Origin of the sequence: Cellulomonas sp. Root137 (assembly GCF_001426725.1) — a bacterium.
Classification (GTDB): Bacteria; Actinomycetota; Actinomycetes; order Actinomycetales; family Cellulomonadaceae; genus Cellulomonas.
Genome location: NZ_LMFG01000001.1, coordinates 804,052 through 827,429, shown reverse-complemented (window position 1 = coordinate 827,429; position 23,378 = coordinate 804,052). Strand labels below are relative to the sequence as shown.

Below are 23,378 nucleotides of genomic sequence, written 5' to 3'. Positions count from 1 at the left end.
GACGGTACACAGGTTGTGATGCGGGCGTGTTACGTCGCGGCGCGCCTTCTCGGCGAGTCGACGCTGGTCACGGGGTTATCCACAACTTAAACGTTGTTGCACACGGGTGTGGACGAAAGTTGTGGACAACTCAGCCGCGGACGTCGTGCAGATGGTGGACCACGTCGTGCAGGAAGTACTGCCCGAGCGTCCGCACCGTGAACTCCGAGCCGTTCGAGCGGCGCCCCGCGCGGTCCCACTGCTGGTCAGCCACCGAGTCGAACCGGTCGGCGATGACGTCGGCGGCGTCGGCCAGCTCGTCGGCCACCACGACCGGGTCCTGCAGGTCGTACCGCTCGGCGATCGCGGTGGCGTCCTGGTCCCAGTTCTCGAACAGGGGGTCGTCCTGGGTGAGCAGGAGCCCGAGGCGCCCGTCGAAGATCCGGAACACGTCCCGCACGTGCGCGCCGTACTCCAGGGTCGACCACGTGGTCGGCGCCGGCCGGTCCCGCGCGTCCGGGCGGTGCAGCGCGGACACCCACCGCGGCGTCAGGTCCCGCACCGTGGCGCCGATCGCCGGACCGGCGACGTCCGTGGCGGTGAACCCGCACTCGGGGCAGCGCTGCGACAGGACCCACGTCCAGTCCTTGGTGTCGGGCTGGATCTCTTCGTCGTTCGCCATGCAGGGCAGGCTAGACGACGCGACCGGCGCACTGCTGCCACGGACCGTCGAAGCCCGGCCAGGTCAGCGGACGACGGTCTCGACGTAGGGGAAGGGCGGTTGCCCTCCGTCGAACCGGGCGGCGTCCGGCGCGACGATCTCGCCGGCGATCCACTGGTCGTCCCGAGACCCGGGACTGTCCGTTCCTGCAGCCATGCAGATCTCCCCCTCGCACGTCGCGGCCGGGCGAAGCTCCCCTCCGATCCTCGCCCAGCCGCAGCGCGCACGTCCGCCCCCCCGGGGGTATGTGCTCACTGGTGCAGACGCTAGGGCGCACCACGTTGCAGAAGGGTTGCAGGCTGGTGCTAGGTGCCGAGGCGGCGGCCGAGCAGGTCGAGCCGACCGACCGCGCGGACGTGCACCGGGGAGCCCTTGGGCGCGAGCCACGCGAGCCGCTCCCAGGCCTGCCAGTCGTCGGCGCCGTCGTCGCACGCGAGCCAGCGGCTGACCACCGCGGGCTGCGGGCTGGCCAGGACGGCGGCCCGGAGGTCCGCCGTGAGCTCTTCACGGATGCGCACGACGCCCGGCGCGAACGACCTCGCCAGCACCGGGCCCGGGTAGGCGGTCAGGGCCGCGTCCGTGTCGCCCGAGCCGAGGAGGGCATGGACCATGTCCGCGTCGGTGCGCACGGTGGACGTCAGCCGGTACGGCCGGGACTCGCTGAGCAGGGGGCCGACGAGGCGTCGGAGGCGGGACACCTCGGCGCGGACGGTGACGTCCGACAGCTCGTTCTGGCTGAGCAGCACCGCGAGCTCGTCGCCGCTGAGCCCGGCGGGATGCCTGGCCAGGAGCAGCAGGATCTCCGCGTGCCGCAGGCTCAGCCGGGCATCCGCGGTGCCGAGATGCAGCATCGGCGTGCCCAGCACCCGCAGCCGTGCCACCGGGCCCGGGGTGCGCAGCAGCACCGACGACGACGGCCCGGCGTGCCCGGGCGCGACCCGGGCCAGCTCGGCCTCGATCGCCGCGACGGTGGCACGGACCAGGGACATCACGAGGGGCGAGGCCACGACGTCTCCGCCGGTGACGTCGAGCACCCCGAGCACCCGGCCCTGCGGGCTGTGCACCGGGACCGCCGCGCAGTTCCAGGGATGCACGGTGCGCGCGTAGTGCTCGGTCCCGACCACCTGCACGGGCTGATCGGTGGCCAGGGCGGTCCCGAGCGCGTTGGTGCCGGCGCACTCCTCACGCCAGACACCGCCCTCGACGAACCCGACGGTCTCGACGCGGCTGCGCAACGAGGACTCGCCCTCGACCCACAGCATCCGGCCGACGTCGTCCGTCAGGGCGGTCATCCAGCCCGCGGCCGCACCGGGCCGGACCAGCAGCTCGCGGACGACCGGCATCGCCGCCGCGAGCGCCAGCGAGCTCCGGTAGCCGACCAGGTCCGTGCCGCCCATGTCGACCGGTGCGTTCTGCACCTCCGGGTCGACGCCGCTGCGCCGGCTCCGCCGCCAGGAGTCGGCGACGACGGAGCGGACCACGCGGCTCGAGAGCTGGCCCGTGGTGACGAAGCGCTCGTGGGCAGCACGCACACGCGCGGCGTCCGCGATCTCCGTCATCCCGTCTCCTCCCGACTGCGCCGTCGAGAACGCATGCATGCGCGGAGACCGACCGGCCCCCGCGCACTCCGAGTGTAGGAACACGAACCGCCGATCTGTGCACATTTCCGACAGTTCGCCCGCATGATCACGGGCAACACGGCCCTGTATCGGTTCGTCGACCGCCGCGTCGGGCCGGCCACCCAGTGCCGGCATAGGTGAGGGTGTTCGACGGGGCACGCCATTTGGTGACAGAACGTGCGATGATGTCACGATGCCCAAGATCATCGGCGGTTCCCTGCACGAGCACCGGGAGCAGACGCGCCAGAAGCTCTTCGCGGCGCTCTCCACGCTGATGGCCGAGCAGGGTTTCGACGCCATCACGCTCGCCGAGATCGCGTCCGCCGCCGGCGTCGGCCGCACGGCGGTCTACAACCACTTCCCCGACAAGGAGTCCCTCCTGCTCGGGTTCATCACGCACGAGACCGAGCAGTACGCGGCCACGCTGCAGCGCGCGCTCGACGACATCGAGGACCCGACCGAGCAGCTCCAGACGTACGTCCGCCAGCAGGCCGCGCTCACCCGCGTCTACCACCTGGCCCCCGGCCCGGAGCTGCGGTCGGTCCTGTCCCGAGGGACCCAGCAGCGCGTCCGCGAGCACGTGATGGTGGTCGAGCAGATCCTGCGCCGCATCCTCGCGGCCGGCATCGAGTCGGGCGCGTTCCCTCCGCAGGACCTGGACGTCACCGTCCCCCTGGTCAACGCCTGCCTGTCCGGGCGCGGCGTGCCCTCCGAGGGCCCCGAGCGCGAGCGCGCGATCGAGCAGACCGAGGCGTTCGTGCTCCGGGCTGTCGGAGCGGACGCCGCTGCACCTGTCCCCGTGCCGGCCTGACCTGGTGGCCAAGCGCGCACGCGGCGGACCACCCCCCGCTCACCACGGCAGCCATCCTTCCGAACGACGACCCCGGTCCCGCCCGACAGCCCGCCGCTCCACGGCGCTCGAGCTGACGTTCCTGCCCGGGCTCGAGGACGTGGTGGCCGACGAGGCCGCCGAGGTCCTCATGCTCGACGGCGCCCCGACGCCCGTGCCCGGCCGCGAGGACGCCCTCGACGTCGCGACGTGGGGTCCGCCCGCCGACGTGCTCGGCCTGCGCACCGCGGTCGCCGCGTTCCTCGTCCTGCGGTTCGACGTCCCGCGCCCCAAGTCGCTCACCAGCGGCGACCACCTGTCCCGGATCGTCGACGCCATGTACACGTCGCTGCGGACCGGCAGCTCGTCCACGTTCCGGTTCGAGGCCGCGGGCAGCGACTCCGCGGTGTTCGCGCGGCTGGCCGAGCTGCTCGCCGAGGCCACCGGCCTGCGCTACGACGAGAAGGAGGGCGAGCTGGTCGTCCGCGTCCGCCGCGGCGTGCGCCCCGGACCGTCCGGCGACCCCGGCTGGGACGTGCTCGTCCGCCTCGGCGCGCGGCCGCTGTCCGCCCGCCGCTGGCGCGTGACGGACTACCCCGGTGCGGTCAACGCGACGATCGCCGCCGCGATGGTGCGGCTCGGTGAGGTGCTGCCGTCCGACCGCGTGCTCAACCTCATGTGCGGCTCCGGCACGCTGCTGATCGAGCGCCTCATGGCCGGCCCGGCCGCCGAGGCCGTCGGGGTGGACCTGTCCGCGGACGCCCTCACCGCGTCGTCGGAGAACCTCGGCGCCGCCGCGCACGCCGGTGACGCGCGTCTGGTGACCGCCGACTGCACGGGACCCGCGCTGGTCGAGGCCGTCGGTACCGGCTGGGACCTGCTCCTCGCCGACCCGCCGTGGGGCACCCTGCACGGCACGCACGCGACGAACGCGGAGGTGCACGCGGGCATGCTCCGGGCCGCCTACGACGCCGCCGCTCCCGGTGCGCGGTTCGTGGTCCTCACGCACGAGGTCAAGGTCATGGAGCGCTGCCTGCGCGACGCCGACGCGCTGTGGCGGATCCGCTCCACCACCCGCGTGTTCGCCAAGGGCCACCACCCGCGCATCTACGTCCTCGACCGCACCTGATCCGCCCCGCCGCGGCATCCGCACCACCGAGCGTCCGGACGACCGGAATCGCGGACGTCGCGAGCGGTTCGATCGCGCAGAATGGTCCCGTGCGTGAGAGCAGACTGCCCCGGGTCCGTGCGTCCGAGCTGGTCGGGCGGGGGTGGCTGAACACCGGCGGCCGCGACGTGACGCTGGCCGACCTGCGCGGCAAGATCGTCATCCTCGACTTCTGGACGTTCTGCTGCATCAACTGCCTGCACGTCCTGGACGAGCTGCGCGAGCTCGAGGAGCAGCACCGCGACGTGCTCGTGATCGTCGGCGTGCACTCCCCGAAGTTCGTGCACGAGGCCGATCCGGTGGCGCTGGCCGCCGCCGTCGAGCGGTACGAGGTGCACCACCCGGTGCTGGACGACCCGCAGCTGGTCACGTGGTCGGCGTACACGGCGCGCGCGTGGCCGACGCTCGTCGTCATCGACCCCGAGGGCTACGTCGTCGCGCAGATGGCCGGCGAGGGCCACAAGCGCAACGTCGAGATCCTGGTCGGCGAGCTGATCGCCGAGCACGAGGCCAAGGGCACGCTGCACCGCGGCGACGGACCGTACGTGGCCCCGGCGCCGGCGGAGGGCACGCTCCGGTTCCCGGCCAAGGCGATCGTGCTCCCGGACGGGCACCTGCTGGTCGCCGACGCCGGGCACCACAGCCTCGCCGAGCTCGGGTCCGACGGGGAGACGCTGGTCCGGCGCATCGGCTCCGGCGAGCGCGGGCTGGTGGACGGCGGTCCCGACGAGGCTCGGTTCAGCGAGCCGAACGGCCTCTGCCTCGTCCCCGACGAGCTGCGGTCGCTGCTCGGGTACGACGTGCTCGTCGCCGACACGGTCAACCACGCGCTGCGCGGGGTCCGGCTCGCGGACGGGGCGGTCACCACCGTGGCCGGGACCGGCGAGCAGTACATGGTCGGCGCCGCGGACAACTTCCTGGCGTCGGACGAGGACGAGGCCGACCAGGAGCTCGCGTCGATCCCCGTGATCGGGGAGCCGGGCGACGCCGTCGCGGGACTCACCGCCGGCACCGGCACGTTCGTCCCCGGCCCTCGTCGGCACAAGCTCTCCTCGCCCTGGGACGTCGCGTGGTCGGAGCCGCTCGGCGCGTTCGTCGTCGCGATGGCCGGCAACCACACGCTCTGGGCGTTCGGCGACGTGCAGGGGTCGATCGAGCTGCTCGGCGGCACCATGAACGAGGGCCTGCTCGACGGGCCGCTGCACGAGGCGTGGTTCGCGCAGCCGTCCGGGCTCGCGGTCGCGGCGGACGACCGGATCTGGCTGGCCGACTCGGAGACCTCGGCGCTGCGCTGGGTGGACCCGGTGGAGCGGACCGTGCACACGGTCGTCGGCGAGGGGCTGTTCGACTTCGGCCACCGCGACGGACCGGCGGCCGAGGCCCGGCTGCAGCACCCGCTCGGCGTCGCGGTCCTGCCCGACGGCTCGGTCGTCGTCGCCGACACCTACAACGGCGCGATCCGTCGATACGCCGACGGGTCCGTGAGCACGCTCGCCACCGACCTGGCGGAGCCCAGCGGGATCGTCGTGCTCGACGGCGGCTCCACCCTGCTCGTCGTCGAGTCCGCGGCGCACCGGCTCACGCGGATCGCCCTGCCGGCCACGCTCGTCGGCCGGCTCCTCGACTCCGGCAGCCACCGCACGCAGCGACCCGTGACCGAGCTGTCCCCCGGCGAGGTGCGGCTCGACGTGGTGTTCACCCCGGCGGCCGGCCAGAAGTACGACGACCGCTACGGCCCGTCCACCCGGCTGCAGGTCTCGTCGACCCCGCCCGGGCTGCTGCTCGAGGGCGCCGGCGACGACGTCCCGCTGGATCGCGTGCTGCGGCTGGACCCGACCGTGACGGAGGGCGTCCTGCACGTCACCGCGCACGCGGCCAGCTGCGACGCCGACCCCGCGATCGAGTACCCCGCGTGCCACCTCAACGCACAGGACTGGGGCGTGCCGATCCGGCTCGTCGAAGGCGCGCCGGCCACGTTGACCCTGCCGCTGCACGGCTGACCGGGCACCTTGACTCCCCGCACCGCGCGCGAGGAACCTGGCCCCATCGGGAGCGGCGAGCTACGCGCAGGGCGGGCGCTCGTGGTGAGCGGGCAGGGGAGCCGCGACGGCGGGGACTCACCCTCGCCCGCCACCGACCTGGGGGGTAGGCCATGCACCGGCTCGCGGCGAAGAACAAGTACGTCGGTTTCTTGTTCATGAAGATCAGTCCCGAGTACTTCGCGCTCGGGCGCAAGGGTATCCATGAGGTCTCCGTCAGCCACGCCGACGACCTCTCGAAGTTCTCGGACCTGCTGACGCACGTGGTGACCAGCGGGCTCAACGGCAAGTACGACCAGATCACGATCGTCGAGGCCGACACCCTCGAGCAGATCCACGCGGCAGCGACCGAGTTCCGGATGGGCGCCAAGGCGGCGTACATCGACGTGGTCGACGTGATGATCGGCATCAAGGCACCGCCGCGCAAGCACGGGGTCCGGCTGAGCGAGCCGGACGCTGAGTCTGCGGAGCCGCAGTAGGCGACGCCGTACGCGCTCAGCGCGCTCCGAGCACCGCCACCGCCGCAAGGGCGTCCAGGGACGTCGCGACGACCTCGCCGGTGGCGGCCGTCGCCGACATGCCGATCTCGACCTGCCACAGGTCGTGGATGACGACGGCGGTCGACGACTCCACGCCCAGCTCCGCCGGGCTGCCGCCGCGGGCGACCGCGGACGGCGGCTCGTCGGGGCTGCGGCGCGTCAGGACCGCCCACGCGGAACCGCCGAGCGTCTCGGTCGCGGCCGCCGCGAACGCGCACAGGCGCGGGACGACGCCGGACTGGGCGGCCACGATCGCGGCCGTCCCGGCCACCAGCACGCGCTCGGCGGTGACCGCGGGGTCCGCCGCGGCCGGCACCATCGACCGCAGCGCGCGTGCACGAGCCCGCTTGGCCTTGTACTGCGCGGTGTCGGCCTGCCGGAACAGGTGCCGCGCGGACACCGACCCGGTCACGGCCGTGGAGGCGATGCCGTAGGAGATCGCGGCGCCGTGCGGCAGGGGGAACTCGGCGATGGTCGCGGCCATGACGTCCGCCACCTCGGCGCGCCGGCGCCCGACGGTCACCAGGCAGAACTCGTCACCACCGATGCGCGCGGCGGTGGACCCGGGCAGCGCGGCGGACGCGCGGCTGAGGACGTCCGCCACCGACCGCAGCAGGTCGTCACCGGTGTCGTGCCCCAGCTCGTCGTTCACCCGCTTGAGCCCGTCGACGTCGCACATGACGATGCACGTCTCCTGGCCGGACTCGAGCGCCGCCTCGGCCTCCGCGTCCGCGATCCGGCGGTTGGCCAGCCCGGTCAGCGGGTCGTCCGCGACGAGGTGGCGGACCTGCGCCTCGAGGTCCACCCGCGCGATCGCGCCGGCGACGAGCGCCGCGAGCACCTCCGCCCGCGCGATGTCGTCCACCCGGAACGGAGCACCCGGCCGCATGCGGATCGCGTAGATCTGGCCCCAGACGCTGCCGTTCACCACCAGCGGCGACGCGAGCGCGCTGGAGGCATCGAGCTCCTTGAGCGTGTCCACCTCGACCGGGTCGCCCGCGTCGGGGTCGTCCGGCACGGTCAGCTCGTCGTGCACGGTGCGGGCGTGGGCCACCCAGCTGGAACGGTCCCGGATGAGGGCGCGCAGCGCGGGGCGGTCGGCGGCGCGGTAGGAGGCCCGGGCCATCCACACGGCACGCGGGTCGGTGGGCGCGGGCTCGACCAGCACGACCCGGCAGGTGTCCTGGTCGATCCGGCAGACCGCGACGCGCTTGGCGTCGAGCATCTCGACACCCGTGGACCCGGCGACCTGGGCGACCTCGTCGACGGACCGGCAGCGCTCCAGGCGGTGTGCCGCGAGCGCGAGCGCGCGCACGCCGACGAGGCCCGCGGCTGACCTGCTCTCCGCGCGAGCACCCTGAGCGGCCGTGCCTGGTCGCGTCACGTCGCCCATCATCGACCCTGGATCCCATCTGGTGCGACGCACACGGATGAGAGGTGCGTGAGATCACCCGTCTTGGGGAAGCGATAACGATTCCGGACGGGTATGGACGGTGTCAGGCGCTCGCGTGGATCGCGCCGACCACGCGGACGTGCACGTCCACGCCGTCGACCGCACCCGGCAGGTCCGGACCGGGGCCCCGGGACACGTTCACCTGGAGCTGGTACCCGTCGGACGCGCGCGCGATGCCGATCCCTCGCACGTCCGAGCGCCCCTTCAACGTCATGCGCAGGTGCTCTTTCGCTGCCCGGGCCTGCTCGAGGTCCGCCATGGTGTCCCGCCTCCCGCCGACCGCGACGGCCGCGGGGCGGCTGGTCCGACGATCGTCAGACCAGTGTGACCCCGAGCCCGTCCAGAACGGCATCGATGGGGTTGATGTACGTCAACCCGGTGCCATTCTCTCCCCCCGACTCGGAGCCTGCAAAGAGCAGACCCAGGGCGACCCCGTCCTCCCGGTACACGAGCGAGCCCGAGTCACCGCCGCGGGAGAACGGACCGGTCCCCGTGGACTCGACCTCGATCTGGTTGTCGAAGCTCAGCTCCCCGAGCTCGTCGCCGTACCCGACGACCACGTTGTCGAGCTCGATGGCCGTGATGTGCCCGTAGGTGATCGACGTGGTGCGCCCGATCTTGCTCACCTTCTCGCCGCCGAGGGCGACCGCGGTGGTGGTGATCCGGCCGACCGGGTACTCCGGGTCCACCTCCTGGTCGTCCAGGAGGGCGATCGCGCAGTCCACCGTGGCGTCGCCGCCGGGCTCCAGCTCCACCCGTGCGGCGAGCGTGCCGATCCGGTCCCGCGGCGCGCGCCCGCCGTCGGCCGGCCCGGGCTGCAGGATGAGGTCGCCGACCCGGGCCTCCGGGCGCCCGGACAGCACGTGGTAGTTGGACAGGGCGTGGACCACCCCGTCCTTGTGCACGAACGCGCCGAGCGTGCCGGCGGAGACGTCGACGTGGGCGATCGAGATGCCCGGCCGCAGCGGGCGCACGCGACCGGTCTCGCCCAGCGAGCGGGCGGTGATGACCGGCGGGCGCGGCCGCACCTTGGACGGGTCGTCGGCCAGGGTGGAGATCCGGCCCGTGCGGCGGACGTCCACGTCCTGACCGACCTCGGCGACGACCTTGCGCGCGATGCTCCGGACGGACGGCAGACCGAGGCGGTAGCGGACCGCCAGCGCGTACGAGCCGTCGGGCTGGGGTGCGAGACCGATGGCCAGCGCCAGGCCACCGTCGGCGACGTCGGACGGCCGCACCACCCGCTCGGACAGCTCCCGAGCGAAGTCCGTCGCCTGCGCCTTGACCTCGCGTGCCTTGCCCTTGTCCATGCATCCCCCTGCTGGTCGGTTCGCCCGGTCCGTCCCGGAGCGCTGCCAGTCTGCCCGCCACCGCCCACACGCGCAGCGGTTCAGAGGTACGCCGCCGCCTGGATCCCGAACAGCTCGGCGTACAGGCCACCGTGCGCCACCAGCTCCTCGTGCGAGCCGGACTCCACGATCCGGCGGTCGGCCACGACCAGGATGAGGTCGGCCATGCGGACCGTCGAGAACCGGTGCGAGACCAGCAGGGTCACGGCCCCGGTCGTCGCGCCGACGGCCTTCGCGTGGGCCGCGTACCGCTCGTACAGGTCGTGCTCCGCCTGGGCGTCCAGGGCCGAGGTCGGCTCGTCGAGCACCACGAGCAGCGGCTGCTCGCGCATCATCGCCCGGCCGAGCGCGAGCTTCTGCCACTGCCCGCCGGACAGCTGGGCGCCGTCCGCGTGGCTGGTGCCGAGCTGGGTGTCGAGCCCGTCCTCCAGCCGGTCCAGGACGTCCGCGGAGTGCGCCCGGTCGAGCGCACCGAGCACGGCCTCGTCGTCCCCGATCCGGGGCAGGTCGCCGACGCCGACGTTCTGCCGCGCGAGCAGCTCGAACCGGCAGAAGTCCTGGAAGCCCGCCGCCGTCCGGTCCCGCCACGCCACGGGGTCGAGGTCGTGCAGGTCGACGCCGTCCACCGTGATCGTGCCCGTCGTGGGCGCGTAGAACCGGCACAAGAGCTTGACCAGGGTGGTCTTGCCGGCGCCGTTCTCGCCGACGATGGCGACGCTGGTCCCCGCCGGCAGCACGAGGTCGACACCCTCCAGGACGGGCGCGTCCGTGCCGGGGTAGGTGAACGAGACGCCGTCGAACCGGATGCCGTCGCGCAGCGCGTCCGGGGCGGGCACCGACGACCCCCGCACGGTCTGCGCCTGCACGAGCGACCGCATCCAGGCGAGGTCGGTCATGGTCCGGCCGGCCCGCTGCAGCTGCTGGAGGATCGTGACCGCCGCGGTGACCTGCTGGTTCACCTGCGACGCCAGCGTGATCACCAGGACGACGTCACCGACGGTCCGGCGGCCGGCGACGGCGTCGCGCAGGACGACCAGGGTCGCGGCGACGTACGCGACCGCGAACGCCAGCTGACCCGCGGCGCGCAGGGCGTCCGCACGCACCTCCCCCGCCCAGAGGATGGCCGTCGCCGCCTCCCACGACCGGGCCAGCCGGGACCGGACCTCCTCGCCCAGCCCGCAGGTGCGCAGCTCCTTGGCGGCGGACGCGTCGAGCGACAGGACGAACAGGTGCCGTGCGCGGCGGTTGTCGGTCGCGGCGGCGGTCCGCGCGGCGCCCAGCACGCTCTCCGCGCGGCGGCCCAGGACCAGCGGCGGCACGGCGGCGAGCGGCAGCAGCAGGAGCCACGGGTTCAGCCGGGCCAGCAGGACGCCCGTGATGAGCAGCGCGACGCCGAGCCCGATCGCCGACAGCAGCGCCTGCATGGACCCCCAGCCGGACCGGTCCAGCTCGGTGCGCAGCACCTGCAGCCGGTCGGCGTACTCCGGCCGCTCGTGGTGCTCGATGCCGGGGGAGTCGTGGGAGAGCCCGATCAGGTCGCGCTCGAGGCGCATCACCGCCTCGTCGCCCAGCTCGAAGTAGAAGATGTGCGCGAAGTGCCCGGCCGTGAGCGCGGCGACGACCAGCGCCGCGACGAGCACCGCCGCCGCCGACGCACGGCGGGCGTCCCCCGCCACGGCGGCGTCGGTGAGCGCGGCGAGCGCGGGCGCGGCCAGCGGCAGCGCTACCGACTGGAGCACCATCAGGACCGCGGAGAGCGTCAGCTTGCCGGGGCTGATGCTCGCCGCCAGCCGGAGCAGCGCCCAGCTCCCCCGCACCGTCTGCCTCATGCGTCGACCTCGTTCCCGTCGGCGTCCAGCCCCGCGGCGAACCGCTCCGCCTGCAGCCGGAACAGCCGGGCGTAGTGCCCGTCGGCCGCCACGAGCTCGTCGTGCGTACCCTGCTCGACCACCCGGCCGGCATCGATGACGACGATCCGGTCCGCCCGCCGCACGCTGGAGAACCGGTGCGAGATGAGCACCGACGTCACCCCGCGCGTGAGCTCGACGAACCGGTCGAAGAACGCCGCCTCCGCCCGGACGTCGAGCGCGGACGTCGGCTCGTCGAGGACCAGCAGGCGCGCGCCCGCCTCGAGCGCGTACAGCGAGCGGGCGATGGCGATCCGCTGCCACTGACCCCCGGACAGGTCCGCGCCACCCTCGTACGCGCGGGACAGCGTGGTGTCGAAGCCGCCCGGCAGGGCGTCGATGGCGTCGGCGATCCCCGCGCGCTCCGCCGCGCCCCGCACCACGGCGGGGTCCCGTGGGGCATGGACGGCACCGACGAGGATGTTGTCCGCCGCCGACAGCTCGTACCGGACGAAGTCCTGGAAGACCACGCTGACCTGGCGGCGCCAGGCGACGACGTCCAGGTCGGCCAGGTCGGTCCCGTCGACCGTGAGCCGGCCGGCGGTGGGCTCGTGCAGCCGGGTCAGCAGCTTGACCAGCGTGGTCTTGCCGGCACCGTTGACGCCGACGATCGCGGTGCACAGACCCGCCGGCAGGTCCAGGTCGAGACCGTCGAGCACCGGCCGACCGCTGCCCGGGTACGTGAAGTGCACGTCCTCGAACCGCACCGACACCTCGGGCGCCCCGGGCGGCACGGGCCGTCCGGGTCCCGACGAGCCCAGCCGCGCCTCGGCCGCGTCCATCCGCTCCTCGAACTCGGCCAGCGCCGCGACCGCCTGCATCCCGTACTGCGTCTGCACGTCCGACTCCGGGTAGTACTCGCCGAGCGCGATCGCGGCGACGACCGCCTGGATGCCGAGCGCCAGCGCGGTGAGCGTGATCTCGCCGGCGGCCGCCGACCGCCCGATCGACACCAGCACCGCGGCGCCGACCACCAGCCCGATCGCCGTGTACACGAGGTAGGGGACCAGGTAGATCTGCCGGCGCCGAGCCGCGACCGGGTCGAGCATCCGCCGGGTGGCGTCGCTGTACTCGTCGGTGAACCAGCCCGCCAGCCCGAACACCCGCATCTCCTTGGCGGCCGCCGGGCCCATGGCCACCTCGCGCAGGTACACCGACCGGCGTCGGAAGCCGATGACGTTCTTCCACACCTGCGAGTACCGCCGCAGCCCGCCGCGCTGCCCGTACCGGAACACGAGGGTCGCCGCGAGGACCGCCGCCGCGGCCGGCCAGGACACGACCACGCCGATGACCGCGACGAACCCGAGCAGCTGCACGTACCGCGCGACGAGGGCGAGCAGTCCCGCAGCCGACGCCCCCGGGCTGCGGAAGTCGGCCTCGAACTCCCGCGTCGCCTCCGTCAGGGCCTCGAGGGTGGCCTGGTCCTCCATCGGCGCGATGCTGGTGGACCGCAGGGCGATGCGCAGCGCCCGGTCCCGCAGGGCGCCGTCGATCCGGCGCTGCATCCGCACGCCCAGCGCGGTCTGCACCGGCGCGAGCACCTGCCGGGCCAGGAAGAGGACTGCCGCCAGCACGAACGTCCGCACCAGGTCACCCCACGCGGCCGAGCCCGTACCGCCGTCGACCGCCGCGGGCACCTGCCCGACCACCACGCTGGTGGCCAGCACGAACGCGACGGGCAGGAGGCCGAGCACCAGGTTCAGCGCGGTGAGACCGACCACCAGGCCGGCGCCCGCGGTCGGCAGCAGGCGGGCGATGTCCCTGCGGGGCAGGACCGCGGTGCGGTACCAGGACCGGAGCATGGTCGGCGCCCTCCTTCGTCGGGGCGTGGGAGCGCGCCCAACCTAGTGCGCGCCCTGCGCGGGCGCACGGGGTTTCGCGACCTCAGTCCGACGGGCGCGACGACACCGGGCGTGCGTCGGGAGGGGCCGTGCCGATGTCGGCGACCGGGCGGGGGTCGTACCCCTCCGGCGTCAGGTCCGCACGCAGGATGCGCCCGAGCCGGAACCACCGCAGGTCCTCCCGCGCCTGGCACCACGCGACGACGTACCAGGTGCCCTCGGTCCGGGCGAGGACGACCGGCTCGATACGACGGCGGCTGAGGGCCCCGTCCGAGCGGCGGTACTCGATGGCCAGCACCCGGCGGCGCCCGATCGACTCCTCGACCCCCCGGAGCACCTGCGGAGGCACCTCGTCGCCCGCGCGGTCCGGCCGGGACCACACCCGACCGGCCAGCTCGTCGGCGCGGGCGCGGTCCGCCGGCGGGAGCGCGTCGAGCACCTTGGCGCGGGCCGCCTCGGCGTCGGTGCCGAACGGGCTGCCCGCCGGCAGCGCCCGGACCGCGAGCGCCAGGGCGACCGCCTGCGCGGGCGTGAAGTTCACCGGCGGCAGGCCGACGGACGCGTCGAGCACGTAGCCGCCGCCGAGCCCCGCCTGCGCCACCACGGGGAGCCCCGCCTGCTGGAGCGCCGACACGTCCCGCTTGACCGTCCGGGGGGAGACCTCGAACAGCCGCGCCAGCCGGGTGCTCGTCGTGCCGGCGCGGCCGACGCGCCGCAGCTCCTCCGTGAGCGCGTACAGACGGTCGGTGCGGTTCATGGTCCCAGCATGGTGACACAAAGGTGACATCCCGTTGTCACCGGCCGGGGTCCACGCTGGATCCATGACCACTTCACTGATCCTCATCCCTGGTTTCTGGCTCGGCGGTTGGGCGTGGGACGACGTCGTCGCCGCCCTGCCCGACGAGCTCGACGTGCACGCGCCGACCCTGCCCGGGGTCGAGCCCGGTGCCGAGCGCGCCGGCATCACGCGCGCCGACCACGTCCGGGCCGTCACCGACCTCGTCGACTCCCTCGAGGGCGACGTCGTCCTCGTCGGCCACAGCGGGGGCGGCGCGCTCGTCGGCGAGGTCGTCGACCAGCGGCCCGACCGCGTGCGTCGCGCGATCTACGTGGACTCCGGCCCGCTCGTGGAGGGTGCCGCGATCGACGCCTCCGCCACGGAGGAGGCCGAGGTCCCGCTGCCCAGCTGGGAGGAGTTCGCGGCCCAGGGGTCGAGCATCGAGGGCATCGACGACGCCGGGCTGGCCGAGTTCCGTCGGCGCGCGGTCCCGCACCCGGCCGAGGTCGTGCGCGGCGCGGTGCACGTGGGCGACCCGCGGCGGTTCGACGTGCCGGCCACCGCGATCTGCTCGAGCATCCCGGCGGAGATGCTCAAGACGATGGCGAACGGCGGACCGCCGTTCCACACCGAGCTCGGCGACCTGCACGACCTCACGTACGTGGACCTGCCGACGGGCCACTGGCCGATGTTCTCGCGGCCGAAGGACCTCGCGGTGGCGATCGCGGAGGCGGCGCGCAGCTAGGTGCATCCAGGGACGGCCCGGCGGCCGAAGAGGGGGTGTCAGCACATCGGCCGCCCGGAGTACCCGCCGGGCCAGTCCTCGAAGGACGCACCATGCGCACACGTCTTCTCTCCGGCATCGCCGCCGGAACGCTCGCCCTCGTCACGCTCGCCGCGGTCCCCGCGAACGCGGCCGACCCCGCCAAGCTGTCCGTCCTGCACGGTGTCCCCGGCCTCACGGTCGACGTCTGGGTCAACGGCGAGCGCACGCTCGACGACTTCACGCCCGGCTCCCTCGCCGGTCCGCTGGACCTGCCCGCCGGCACCTACACGGTCGCCATCACGGCAGCCGACGCCGCCGACGCCAGCTCCCCGGCCATCGGCCCGGTCGACCTCGCGCTCGAGGCCGGCAAGAACTACACGGCCGTCGCGCACCTCGACGCCGCTGCCGCGCCTACCGCCACCCTGTTCACCAACGACATCTCCACCACCGCCGCCGGCGAGGGCCGGCTCACCGTCCGGCACGTCGCCGCGGCCCCCGGGGTCGACGTGCTCGCCGGCACCTCGCCCGTGATCACCAACCTCACCAACCCGAACGAGCAGGTGCTCAACCTGCCCGCCGGCACGGTGTCCGCCAGCGTGACCGCCACCGGCACCACGACGCCCGCTCTCCTCGGCCCGGCCGACGTGCCGATCGTCGAGGGCACCAGCACGATCGTCTACGCCTGGGGCAACGCGACCGCGTCGCCGTCCACCCTGGCGCTCGCCACGCAGACCATCGCCGGCCTGCACAGCAACCCGTCCGGGGTGAACGCCGGCCAGGTCGGCCTCGTCTCCGACGGTGGGTCGTCCGCGTGGACCTTCGCGATCGCCGGGCTGGTCGCCGCCGGCCTCGTCGGCCTCGCGTTCGCCCGTCGCCCCGCCACGCAGCGCGGCTGACCCGCACATGACCGGCACACCGCAGCCCGAGCGGGCCCTCGCGCCCGCCCGGGCTGCGGTGCGCCCCCGTCCCGCACGCGTGCTCGCGACCGTCGTCGCACTCGGCACGATGATCGGTCCGCTGACCGCGTGCACCGGTCCGGAACCCTCTGCCGGACCGGTGGTCGCGGCGTCGCCGTCCTCCGCGGCGACGCCGCGACCGACCCCCACCCCCGTCCTCCCGCAGGTCCCGGTGGTCGACGCCGCCCTCGGCGCCCCTGTCGCCGCGACTCCCCCGCCCGTCCGGCTCGTCGTGCCGGACGTGGGGATCGACATGGCCGTGGACCCGGTCGGGGTGCAGGAGGACGGCGAGATGGAGATCCCCGAGGACGCCGACCGCGCCGGGTGGTACCGGTTCGGTCCCGCGCCCGCCGACCCCGCCGGCGCGACCGTCGTCGCCGCGCACGTGGACAGCGTGCAGACCGGGATCGGCCAGTTCGCCCGGCTGCTCGACGTGGCCGTCGGGGCGACGATCACCGTCATCTCGGCCGACGGCGGCGTGCGCGAGTACCGCGTCGTCGGCGTCGAGAAGATCGCCAAGGAGGGTGCGCCCGTGGACCAGTGGTTCGACCGGTCCGGCGCGCCGCGACTGGTGCTCGTGACCTGCGGTGGCACGTTCCGCCGCGACATCGGGCACTATACGGACAACGTCGTCGTCACCGCCGAGCCGATCGGTGGGTAATGATGACAATGCTGCTGACGAGGGAGGAGCCGTCTGTGAGCGCACCCGGGACCGGGTCCGCTGACTCGGCGCGCCCTGGGCACCGGCTCGACCCGGACGGCGAGGGCGTCGAGGAGCTCGGTGCCGCGTTCGCGCGCGGCGACGAGACGGCGATCGCGGAGGCGTACCGACGCTGGTCCGCCCTCGTGCACACGGTCGCGCTCCGCTCGCTCGGCAGCGTCACGGACGCGGAGGACGTGACGCAGCAGGTGTTCGTCGAGGCGTGGCGCAGCCGCCAGCGGTTCGACCCGGACAAGTCCCGGCTGCCCGCATGGCTGCTCGGCATCACGCGGCACGTCGTCGCCGACACGCACGAGAAGCGCGCGAGGGACCGGCGCCTGCGGGACAAGACGGTGGCCAGCACGTCCGACCGGCCCGTGCCGTCCGTCGACGCGCGCGTGGTGGACCGGGTGGTCGTCGCCGACGAGCTCGACAAGCTCGGGGACCCGCAGCGCACGATCCTGCGGCTCGCGTTCTTCGACGACCTCACGCACGACCAGATCGCGAACCGGCTCGACCTGCCGCTCGGCACGGTCAAGAGCCACGTCCGGCGCAGCCTCGCCCGGCTGCGGACCCGATGGGAGGTGGATGGTGCCGTTCGATGAGTCCCACGTGGACGACGACGTGCTCGCGCTCCTCGCCCTCGGCGAGCCGGCGGGTTCGACGTCGGACCTTGCACACATCGAGGAGTGCGAGCGGTGCACCGACGAGCTCGACTCCCTGCGTGACGTCGTCGGGCTGGCCCGCGTCGGCGCCGCGGAGGGTCCGCTCGTCGCGCCCGCCCCGCAGGTCTGGGACCGGATCGCCGACGAGCTCGGCCTCGAGCCCGCCACGCGCGCCCCCGCCACCGTCGTGCCCCTCGACTCCCGCCGTCGGCGCCCGAGCGCGTGGGGCTGGATCGCCGGCGCCGCGGCCGCGGGCCTGGTGGTCGGCGGGGGCGGCGCCTGGTGGGTGGCCAACCGCGCCGACCCGGTGACCGTGCAGGCGACCGCCGTTCTCGAGCCGCTGCCCGGCTGGGACGCGTCCGGGTCGGCCGTGGTCGAGACGCGGTCGGACGGCAGCCGCGTGCTCGTCGTCGACCTGTCCAAGGACACCCCGTCCGACGACGCGTTCCGTGAGGTCTGGCTGCTCAAGCCCGACGTCAGCGGGCTGGTCAGCCTGGGCACCCTCGAGGGGACGTCCGGGCGGTTCGACCTGCCCGCGGGCCTCGACCTCAGCCAGTTCTCCGTGGTCGACGTGTCCGAGGAGCAGTTCGACGGCGACCCGGCCCACTCCGGCGACTCGATCGTGCGGGGACCCCTGGAGGCATGAGAAACGCCCCCTCCTGAGCGGAGGGGGCGTCTCGTCGTGCTGCGTGCGTCAGACGGCCGGCGGGGCCGCCGGCGGCGGCTGCTGCTGGTACGTCTGCTGCACCGGCGCGGCCGGCGGGGCCGCGGGGGCGGCCTGTGCGGGCGGCGCGTTCGGCGTGGTGCGCTGCTCGACGACCGCGGTGTGGGACGTGTGGCTGCGCTGGCTGTTGAGCACGATCGCCAGGATCAGTGCGATGACACCGGCGCCCATGCAGATGTACCCGATCACCGTCAGGTTGACACCCTCGACGGCGTCGCTGACGCCGAACGAGAGGATCGCGCCGATGACGATGAGGGCGATTCCGCCTCCGATACCCATGTCGGTCCTTCCGTCGAGCCGCACGGTTGTCGCGCGGCCTTGACCGGTGAGTCTGGCGCCGACCGGGCCACCCCGCACGTCGAGAGCGCTCGTCACCCGAGGATCTCGGGATACTCACCCGATCGGGCGAGGACGTGCTCCGCGAGGAACGCCTGCACCACCTGGTACCAGACGATGGCGTGCTGCGGGCTGAGCACCCAGTGGTTCTCGTCCGGGAAGTAGAGGAACCGGTGGGGCGTCCTGCCCTCGTCGTCGGCCGGGAGCCCGCTCTTGGCCAGCAGCTCGTACCAGAGGCGCAGACCCTCGCCGATGGGCACGCGGTAGTCCTTGTCGCCGTGCACGACGAGCATGGGCGTGACGATCTTCTCGACGAACCGGTGGGGCGAGTTCTCCAGCGCCATCTCGTCGGTCATCTCGCGCTGCCAGTAGTACGCCGCGTCCGTCGTCGGCCCGAACTGGTCGAGCGCCCACAGGCTCGCGTGCGTGACGATCGCCCGGAACCGGTCCGTGTGCCCCGCCACCCAGTTGGCCATGTAGCCGCCGAACGAGCCACCCATCGCGGCCGTCCGGGTCTCGTCGATGTCGTCCCGCGCCTCGGCCGCGTCCGTGATCGCCATCAGGTCCGTGTACGGCGCGGCACCCCACGCACCCCAGCCGACCTGCACGAACTCCTGGCCGTACCCCGTGGACAGCGCCGGGTCCGGCAGCAGCACGGCGTACCCCTGCGCGACGAGGATCCACGGGTTCCACCGCCACGACCACGCGTTCCACGAGCCCAGCGGGCCACCGTGGATCCAGAGCAGCAACGGCGCTTTCTCCGTGGTGGCGGGGAGCGCCAGCCACGCGCGGACCCGCCGGCCGTCCTCCGTCGTCGTCTCGACCTCCGTCAGCGTGCCAGGCAGCTCCGGGGTGGCGGCCGGGCTCCGCAGCGGCGTCGTCGCACCCGTCTCCAGGTCGATCCGCACCGGGTGCGAGGGTGCCTCGTACGACGACCGCAGCGCGAACGCGACCGTGCCGTCCGGGCTGACCGACACGTCGGTGAACGTCGCGTCGTCGCTGGTCACGCGCGTGACCTCGTCCGTGCCCAGGTCGATCCGGAACACCGGGCCGCGACCGTCGTCATCCGCCGTCACGAGCAGGCCCGTGCTGTCCGGCAGCCAGACCGCGGCCGACGGCCAGCGGTCCCAGCTCTCGACGAGCGTGCGCGCGTCGCCGCCGGCCAGCGGGACGAGCTGGAGGGTGACGCGCGGCGCGACGTGCGGCGTCGACAGCGACTCGCGCGCGAACACGACCCACTGCCCGTCCGGCGAGATGACGGGCGACCAGAGGTCGGCGCCCGGGTCGTCGACCAGGACGCGGTGCTCCCCCGACGCCACGTCGATGGCCACCAGCCGCCCCCGCTGCTCGCCCTTGGCCAACGGCAGGTTCCAGCCGGTGACCACCGTGCGACCGTCCGGGCTGATCGCCGACCCCTGCTCGACCAGCGCCGAGCGCGCCCCCGGCGTGACGTCCGTGAGGGTCAGCCGCGGGTCCTTGCTGCCGGCCAGGGGCGCGACGACGTCCGTGCCGACCTCCGCGACGAACAGGTGCGGCGACTCCGGACCCAGGTCGTGGTCCCAGAACCGGACCGGGTAGCCGTCGTGCAGGATCGCCGCGACCTTCTTCTCCTTGCGCGTCTTGCGCAGCTTCTCGTCCGTCTCGGCATCGCTCGCGCTGGGCAGGACGTCCGAGCCGACGAGCACGACGTCGGCATCCTTCGCCACGTGCACCCCGCCCAGACCGGCCGCCCGGTCCGCGACCACGCGTGCCTCCGCACCGTCGCGCGGCAGCAGCCAGAGCGCCGGGACCGGCTCGTCGTCGCCGCCGTCCTTGCCGTCCGGGTCCGGCCGCGCGCTGGTGAAGAGCAGGTCGCCGTTGCTGGTGAACGCGGCGCTCGACTCGCCCTTGGCGCTGCGCGTGAGCCTGCGCGCCGGCTTCTCACCGGTCGGGTCGACCTCCCACAGGGCGGTCACGAACTTGGTCTTCTTGGCGTCGAGCGTCGCGACGCTGGTCACCAGCCGCGTGCCGTCCGCATTGAGGACGAGCCCGCTCAGCCGAGGGATGCCGACGTACTGCTCGAGGTCATGAAAGGGGGTCGAAGTCATGCGAAGAGTCCTACCACCCCGACCTGGGCGCCGTCCGCCGAGTTGCCGGGCCGGCTCACGGTCTCGCCTGGCCGCGACCATGTCGTTGAGATCGCAATGGGGCTAGATCGACGACACATCGACATGGTCGACCGGCCTCGGCCTCCTCCCGCCCCCCTCGCGGCGCCGAGCATGTTGGTGGAGTCGGTATCGGGGCGGTTCAGCGCTCTATCGACGTGGTCGACGAGCGGCGGGCTTCCCGGTCGCGGGTCAGGGCTGCTCTGACGGTTGCGGGGATCACCGTTCGGGACGTTGCATCGTCGGACGTGAAGCGGAGCAGCTCGACCTGACCGGAGTTGATCAGGGCGTTCTGCCTTGCGCGGTCGCGGAGCAACGCGTCCGGTGCCTCATGGAACTCACGCCCGTCGATCTCGGCGATGAGCCACCGTCCCTCGCTCAGACGCCAGCCGAGGTCGCCGCGCCCGAGAAGTCGTCCGTCGCGCGCACGGATCTCGACCTGGAGCTCGTCCGGTGGGATCCCGGCGTCCACGCATCGCAGACGCGCGAACGTCTCGAGTGGCGACTCTGCCCGCGCGTCGACGAGCTGCAACCAGCCGACGACCGTCACGGACCGGCGCCGGCCCCGGAGGAGCAGCCGGATGTCAGCCAGGCCCCGAGCGGAGAGCAGACCGCGATGAATCACGTCATCGACGACCGCGACCGCGTGCTCCCGCGGCAACTCGGGCAGCGCCTGCACAAGCGCGGCGACCAGATCGACGACCGCGTGGGCGCCATACCGTGACGTCGTCGGGCAGTCGAACTGGCGGACACGGACGCCGTCTCGCGGACGGTGCGACCGGCCTCCGCGGATCGCTACCTCCGGCGCGATGTGCGGTGGCAGCCCCTTCACCCCGAGCAGTGCGAGGGCGCACGGCCCCACGGCGATCGCATCCGGCCCGTACGCGAGCAGCCCGATCCACGCCGAACGGCGCCTGCGATGGTCGGCGTCGCGACGCCGGTCCCGCCCGGGCGTCGTGTCGAAGACGCCCCGAGTGAGCCGGACCCATTCCCTGGTGCTGACCAGTCGGGAGCGACGGGCCGACCGCACGCCCACCTCGTCGCACTGGGCCGAGGAGAGCAGCCCTTCCTGACGGAACGCGGGAGCTCGGAGAGACGGCGGAAGCGGCTGTGGTCTGCGCACCGCGATATCGCAGCGGATCTCGACGCAGCGGCTCGTGGAGCATCGACACTCGTGGACAAGGGTCGGCTGGGACTGCCTGTGGTCGGTTCGCGGGACTGGTGACGCGCTGCTGCGATCGGGTCGCGGATCCACCGCCTGGGGCGTTCTCGTCACAGGGTTGTCCACAACTGGGTGGGCGGCCGTGACGGGGAGTGTCCGTTTTCGGTACGTTCGCCCGCATGCCCAGGTGGAGCGGTCGACGCGTACGTGCCCTGCTCGTTGCGCCTGTGACTGCGGTGCTGTTCTTGGGTGGCTGCACCGGCGGGGAGCCCAGACCTGGGGGTGCATCCACACCGCGAGCGCAGAATGCTACCCCGACCGCCGAACCCAGCGATGCTGGCGTGGCGGTCGCGCCTCGCGCACCGCTCGCCCTGGACGAACCGCCGAGCGTGGCCGGCGCAGTCGACGTCGCGACATACTTTGTCGAGCTCTACCCGTACCTCTTCGCCACCGGCGACGTGACCCAGTGGGAGCAGCTTTCGGCGCCTGATTGCGTGTTTTGCCACGATGTCATCGAAGACGCGGACGCGCTGGTCGCGCAGGGTCAACGGCGCGAGGGCGGGACCGTCTCCGTCGGCTACGCAGTGGGAGCCGAGATCGGCGAAGCTAGTTCCTACAGTGTCGATCTCACGATGGATGAGGCGCCAGCACGGGTCATCGACAGCGATGGTACGGAGGTCGACGCTTGGAGCGTCGCGCAGTCGTACCGGACGGGCGTCGTCCTCCTCCATGACGGTGCGGCGTGGTCAATCAGGGCAGTCGAGCCCGTCCCCGTCAACCCATGACCGCGATGCGACGGAGCCTGGTCGGATTCGCGTCGTGGGTCGCGCTGACATGCGTGTTGCCACTGCCCGCGGGGATGGCAGCAGTCAGGCCGACGTCTGACACACCTACCTTCGGCTCCCACGCCACCGAGTCCGCACTCGCGGTTATCGGAGATCTGTTCCGTCGGGACGAGCATGTCCGACGGGCACCGGCCGCACTCACTCGACCCGTCCTCCGCGAGTACACCCACGCCGAGCTGTGCAACGTTTCCTCTTCGGTGCTCACGTCGAACGTGAGCGGCAGTTGTGCGCCCGCAGATGGCGCTGCGCCCGTCCCTGAGTGCGAAACTGGCGACCCGCTATTGCCTCTGTGGCGCCGGGACCGAGCGACTGAGGCAGCGCCGTGGGGGCCTTGGACGTTTACTACCGGCTGGTCGTGTCCGGAGGATGCCGTCCCCACCTTTACCGCCGAGGACTTCCGCCGTCTCCCCCTCACCCCGCAGGTCATCCAGATGCAGCCCGACCGCGGCTGGGTGCTGGTCAACAAGGAGACGATCGTCCTCACCGACCCCGCCGAGCAGACGTTCCGCACGGACCTGTTCGGCTACGGCATCGACGTGATCGCCACCCCGACCCAGTACACGTGGGACTTCGGTGACGACGCCAGGCGCCTGACCACCGACAGCCCCGGTCACGCCTACCCGGACTTCGACGTCTTCCACGTCTACGCGCAACCGGCCACTGCCGCGACGATCAGCCTGACGACCACCTGGTCCGGTCGCTACCGCGTGGACGGCGACGACGAGTGGCGCGACGTCGTCGGCACGGCCGAGACGACGAGCGTGACGGCGCCGTTCGAGGTCGTCGAACGGAGGTCGCACCTGGTCGCCCAGGACTGCAACGAGAACCCCGACCAACCCGGATGTGGCTGACCCACGA

Annotated in this window: 23 protein-coding genes; 11 read left to right on the top strand and 12 right to left on the bottom strand. The window is 73.2% G+C overall.

Going from position 1 to position 23,378, the window contains the following annotated elements:
* Nucleotides 1-130 precede the first annotated feature (130 nt).
* From ASD18_RS03915 to ASD18_RS03910, 3 genes are all read right to left on the bottom strand, one after another.
* Nucleotides 131-661: a DinB family protein gene (locus ASD18_RS03915; RefSeq protein ID WP_056086924.1), complete on the bottom strand. Its 531-nt coding sequence runs from the start codon at nt 659-661 to the stop codon at nt 131-133.
* Nucleotides 662-724: 63 nt separating this feature from the next.
* Nucleotides 725-856 (bottom strand): hypothetical protein, encoded by a 132-nt coding sequence (locus ASD18_RS21680; protein WP_255355434.1) that lies wholly within the window; start codon nt 854-856, stop codon nt 725-727.
* Nucleotides 857-1,005: 149 nt separating this feature from the next.
* Entirely contained in the window at nt 1,006-2,259 is a 1,254-nt protein-coding gene (locus tag ASD18_RS03910; RefSeq protein WP_056086921.1) for a GAF domain-containing protein, read from the bottom strand.
* A 253-nt stretch (nt 2,260-2,512) separates the two neighbouring features.
* Here ASD18_RS03910 and ASD18_RS03905 point away from each other — a divergent pair, with 253 nt between their 5' ends.
* The 4 genes from ASD18_RS03905 to ASD18_RS03890 all read left to right on the top strand — a co-directional run bounded on the left by ASD18_RS03905 (nt 2,513) and on the right by ASD18_RS03890 (nt 6,834).
* Entirely contained in the window at nt 2,513-3,130 is a 618-nt protein-coding gene (locus ASD18_RS03905; protein ID WP_056086918.1) for a TetR/AcrR family transcriptional regulator, read from the top strand.
* Between the two features lie 4 nt (nt 3,131-3,134).
* Nucleotides 3,135-4,277, top strand: a complete 1,143-nt coding sequence (locus tag ASD18_RS03900) for a methyltransferase (RefSeq protein ID WP_235522249.1) — start codon at nt 3,135-3,137, stop codon at nt 4,275-4,277.
* Nucleotides 4,278-4,366: 89 nt separating this feature from the next.
* Nucleotides 4,367-6,316 (top strand): NHL domain-containing thioredoxin family protein, encoded by a 1,950-nt coding sequence (locus ASD18_RS03895; RefSeq protein WP_056086915.1) that lies wholly within the window; start codon nt 4,367-4,369, stop codon nt 6,314-6,316.
* A 152-nt stretch (nt 6,317-6,468) separates the two neighbouring features.
* A complete protein-coding gene (locus ASD18_RS03890) occupies nt 6,469-6,834 on the top strand; it encodes a hypothetical protein (RefSeq protein WP_056086913.1) in 366 nt (121 codons plus the stop codon).
* 16 nt (nt 6,835-6,850) lie between these two features.
* Here ASD18_RS03890 and ASD18_RS03885 read toward each other — a convergent pair whose 3' ends face one another.
* From ASD18_RS03885 to ASD18_RS03860, 6 genes are all read right to left on the bottom strand, one after another.
* The gene (locus ASD18_RS03885) at nt 6,851-8,287 is read right to left on the bottom strand and encodes a diguanylate cyclase (protein ID WP_056086911.1); all 1,437 of its coding nucleotides are present in this window, start codon (nt 8,285-8,287) and stop codon (nt 6,851-6,853) included.
* Between the two features lie 103 nt (nt 8,288-8,390).
* A complete protein-coding gene (locus tag ASD18_RS03880) occupies nt 8,391-8,561 on the bottom strand; it encodes a hypothetical protein (protein ID WP_235522248.1) in 171 nt (56 codons plus the stop codon).
* 100 nt (nt 8,562-8,661) lie between these two features.
* The gene (locus ASD18_RS03875; protein WP_056086905.1) at nt 8,662-9,657 is read right to left on the bottom strand and encodes a hypothetical protein; all 996 of its coding nucleotides are present in this window, start codon (nt 9,655-9,657) and stop codon (nt 8,662-8,664) included.
* 80 nt (nt 9,658-9,737) lie between these two features.
* The gene (locus ASD18_RS03870) at nt 9,738-11,525 is read right to left on the bottom strand and encodes an ABC transporter ATP-binding protein (RefSeq protein ID WP_056086902.1); all 1,788 of its coding nucleotides are present in this window, start codon (nt 11,523-11,525) and stop codon (nt 9,738-9,740) included.
* Nucleotides 11,522-13,405: an ABC transporter ATP-binding protein gene (locus tag ASD18_RS03865; RefSeq protein WP_056086900.1), complete on the bottom strand. Its 1,884-nt coding sequence runs from the start codon at nt 13,403-13,405 to the stop codon at nt 11,522-11,524. The genes ASD18_RS03870 and ASD18_RS03865 overlap by 4 nt, the downstream gene beginning before the upstream one ends.
* An 82-nt stretch (nt 13,406-13,487) precedes the next feature.
* Nucleotides 13,488-14,201, bottom strand: coding sequence for a YafY family protein (locus tag ASD18_RS03860; RefSeq protein WP_056086896.1), 714 nt, complete (start codon nt 14,199-14,201; stop codon nt 13,488-13,490).
* Nucleotides 14,202-14,265: 64 nt separating this feature from the next.
* Between ASD18_RS03860 and ASD18_RS03855 the strand changes: the two genes are divergently transcribed.
* The 5 genes from ASD18_RS03855 (at nt 14,266) to ASD18_RS03835 (ending at nt 17,955) form a co-directional block, all read left to right on the top strand.
* On the top strand, nt 14,266-14,967 hold the full coding sequence (locus ASD18_RS03855) for an alpha/beta fold hydrolase (protein ID WP_056086892.1): 702 nt from the start codon (nt 14,266-14,268) through the stop codon (nt 14,965-14,967).
* Nucleotides 14,968-15,059: 92 nt separating this feature from the next.
* Complete coding sequence (locus tag ASD18_RS03850) at nt 15,060-15,884, top strand: DUF4397 domain-containing protein (RefSeq protein WP_056086888.1); 825 nt, start codon at nt 15,060-15,062, stop codon at nt 15,882-15,884.
* 7 nt (nt 15,885-15,891) lie between these two features.
* Nucleotides 15,892-16,605 (top strand): class F sortase, encoded by a 714-nt coding sequence (locus tag ASD18_RS03845; protein ID WP_082573511.1) that lies wholly within the window; start codon nt 15,892-15,894, stop codon nt 16,603-16,605.
* 35 nt (nt 16,606-16,640) lie between these two features.
* Nucleotides 16,641-17,249 carry an RNA polymerase sigma factor gene (locus ASD18_RS03840; RefSeq protein ID WP_056086885.1) on the top strand — a complete coding sequence of 203 codons (609 nt, stop codon included), beginning with the start codon at nt 16,641-16,643 and terminating at the stop codon, nt 17,247-17,249.
* Complete coding sequence (locus ASD18_RS03835) at nt 17,233-17,955, top strand: anti-sigma factor (protein ID WP_056086881.1); 723 nt, start codon at nt 17,233-17,235, stop codon at nt 17,953-17,955. The genes ASD18_RS03840 and ASD18_RS03835 overlap by 17 nt, the downstream gene beginning before the upstream one ends.
* A 48-nt stretch (nt 17,956-18,003) precedes the next feature.
* Here the strand turns inward: ASD18_RS03835 and ASD18_RS21460 are convergent, their stop codons facing one another.
* The 3 genes from ASD18_RS21460 to ASD18_RS03820 form a co-directional block, all read right to left on the bottom strand.
* Nucleotides 18,004-18,312 carry a DUF6458 family protein gene (locus ASD18_RS21460; protein ID WP_235522247.1) on the bottom strand — a complete coding sequence of 103 codons (309 nt, stop codon included), beginning with the start codon at nt 18,310-18,312 and terminating at the stop codon, nt 18,004-18,006.
* A gap of 92 nt (nt 18,313-18,404) precedes the next feature.
* On the bottom strand, nt 18,405-20,456 hold the full coding sequence (locus tag ASD18_RS03825; RefSeq protein WP_056086878.1) for an alpha/beta fold hydrolase: 2,052 nt from the start codon (nt 20,454-20,456) through the stop codon (nt 18,405-18,407).
* Nucleotides 20,457-20,655: 199 nt separating this feature from the next.
* Complete coding sequence (locus ASD18_RS03820; protein ID WP_056086876.1) at nt 20,656-21,543, bottom strand: hypothetical protein; 888 nt, start codon at nt 21,541-21,543, stop codon at nt 20,656-20,658.
* A gap of 473 nt (nt 21,544-22,016) precedes the next feature.
* Here ASD18_RS03820 and ASD18_RS03815 point away from each other — a divergent pair, with 473 nt between their 5' ends.
* Both ASD18_RS03815 and ASD18_RS03810 read left to right on the top strand, forming a co-directional pair.
* The gene (locus tag ASD18_RS03815; RefSeq protein WP_156387878.1) at nt 22,017-22,460 is read left to right on the top strand and encodes a DUF6318 family protein; all 444 of its coding nucleotides are present in this window, start codon (nt 22,017-22,019) and stop codon (nt 22,458-22,460) included.
* Nucleotides 22,461-22,951: 491 nt separating this feature from the next.
* Nucleotides 22,952-23,371: a hypothetical protein gene (locus tag ASD18_RS03810; protein WP_156387877.1), complete on the top strand. Its 420-nt coding sequence runs from the start codon at nt 22,952-22,954 to the stop codon at nt 23,369-23,371.
* The last annotated feature ends 7 nt before the right edge of the window (nt 23,372-23,378 follow it).

Bases quoted from the DNA above. Each gene is read 5' to 3' on its own strand.
- ASD18_RS03915 (WP_056086924.1), bottom strand. From the start codon at position 661: ATGGCGAACGACGAAGAGATCCAGCCCGACACCAAGGACTGGACGTGG.
- ASD18_RS21680 (WP_255355434.1), bottom strand. From the start codon at position 856: ATGGCTGCAGGAACGGACAGTCCCGGGTCTCGGGACGACCAGTGGATC.
- ASD18_RS03910 (WP_056086921.1), bottom strand. From the start codon at position 2,259: ATGACGGAGATCGCGGACGCCGCGCGTGTGCGTGCTGCCCACGAGCGC.
- ASD18_RS03905 (WP_056086918.1), top strand. From the start codon at position 2,513: ATGCCCAAGATCATCGGCGGTTCCCTGCACGAGCACCGGGAGCAGACG.
- ASD18_RS03890 (WP_056086913.1), top strand. From the start codon at position 6,469: ATGCACCGGCTCGCGGCGAAGAACAAGTACGTCGGTTTCTTGTTCATG.
- ASD18_RS03885 (WP_056086911.1), bottom strand. From the start codon at position 8,287: ATGGGCGACGTGACGCGACCAGGCACGGCCGCTCAGGGTGCTCGCGCG.
- ASD18_RS03880 (WP_235522248.1), bottom strand. From the start codon at position 8,561: ATGACGTTGAAGGGGCGCTCGGACGTGCGAGGGATCGGCATCGCGCGC.
- ASD18_RS03875 (WP_056086905.1), bottom strand. From the start codon at position 9,657: ATGGACAAGGGCAAGGCACGCGAGGTCAAGGCGCAGGCGACGGACTTC.
- ASD18_RS03870 (WP_056086902.1), bottom strand. From the start codon at position 11,525: ATGAGGCAGACGGTGCGGGGGAGCTGGGCGCTGCTCCGGCTGGCGGCG.
- ASD18_RS03865 (WP_056086900.1), bottom strand. From the start codon at position 13,405: ATGCTCCGGTCCTGGTACCGCACCGCGGTCCTGCCCCGCAGGGACATC.
- ASD18_RS03860 (WP_056086896.1), bottom strand. From the start codon at position 14,201: ATGAACCGCACCGACCGTCTGTACGCGCTCACGGAGGAGCTGCGGCGC.
- ASD18_RS03855 (WP_056086892.1), top strand. From the start codon at position 14,266: ATGACCACTTCACTGATCCTCATCCCTGGTTTCTGGCTCGGCGGTTGG.
- ASD18_RS03850 (WP_056086888.1), top strand. From the start codon at position 15,060: ATGCGCACACGTCTTCTCTCCGGCATCGCCGCCGGAACGCTCGCCCTC.
- ASD18_RS03845 (WP_082573511.1), top strand. From the start codon at position 15,892: ATGACCGGCACACCGCAGCCCGAGCGGGCCCTCGCGCCCGCCCGGGCT.
- ASD18_RS03835 (WP_056086881.1), top strand. From the start codon at position 17,233: ATGGTGCCGTTCGATGAGTCCCACGTGGACGACGACGTGCTCGCGCTC.
- ASD18_RS21460 (WP_235522247.1), bottom strand. From the start codon at position 18,312: ATGGGTATCGGAGGCGGAATCGCCCTCATCGTCATCGGCGCGATCCTC.
- ASD18_RS03825 (WP_056086878.1), bottom strand. From the start codon at position 20,456: ATGACTTCGACCCCCTTTCATGACCTCGAGCAGTACGTCGGCATCCCT.
- ASD18_RS03810 (WP_156387877.1), top strand. From the start codon at position 22,952: ATGCAGCCCGACCGCGGCTGGGTGCTGGTCAACAAGGAGACGATCGTC.